Here is a 493-nt window from a genome sequence, read left to right as displayed (position 1 = left end):
CCGGCGCAGGTTTCGAGTGCGCGACTTTTGCCGCATCTGCGATAAAATCGACGGCGCGCGAGAGCCCGGCCCGTTCCAGCACGACCGTGGCATTCCGACTGGCGGAGGCGACCCCTAGCAGCAACCCGCGTTCGCGCGCCCGCGCCAGCAATGCCGCAGCACCGGGCAGCACGTCGGCGTCGCTCATCGTCGTCAGGGCATCGAGGTAGAAGCCGTTCTTGCGGGCGGCGAGGTGCTCTTTCGCGGGCAGGTCCAGCGTGCGGCCCCCAAGCCGCAGGATGTGCTCGAGCGACCCCATGCGATCGGCGCCCTTCAGCGCTTCATTGTCGTCCGCGTCGAAGGGAATATCGAGCTCATCGGCGATCCGTTTCCAGGCGACGAAATGCAGACGCGCGCTGTCGACCAGCACGCCATCCAGATCGAAAAGTGCGGCGCGGAAGGTCATGATACGGTCGCTCGCGCGTTCTGGATTTCCGAGGACGTCGCCACATCG

General features: G+C 66.1%; 1 protein-coding gene. It reads right to left on the bottom strand.

All coding sequences use genetic code 11. The annotated features are described in order from the left end of the window. Positions 1-445 (bottom strand): HAD family hydrolase (locus AACY52_RS30390; protein ID WP_339561394.1); only part of this gene is annotated, 445 nt, incomplete at its 3' end. Positions 446-493 lie beyond the last annotated feature (48 nt).

The organism is Pseudomonas sp. EA_65y_Pfl1_P113 (assembly GCF_963970525.1).
GTDB classification, from domain to species: Bacteria; Pseudomonadota; Gammaproteobacteria; order Pseudomonadales; family Pseudomonadaceae; genus Aquipseudomonas; species Aquipseudomonas tritici.
Note: the sequence above shows the minus strand (reverse complement) of the source record. Positions and strands in the feature narration are given on the sequence as shown.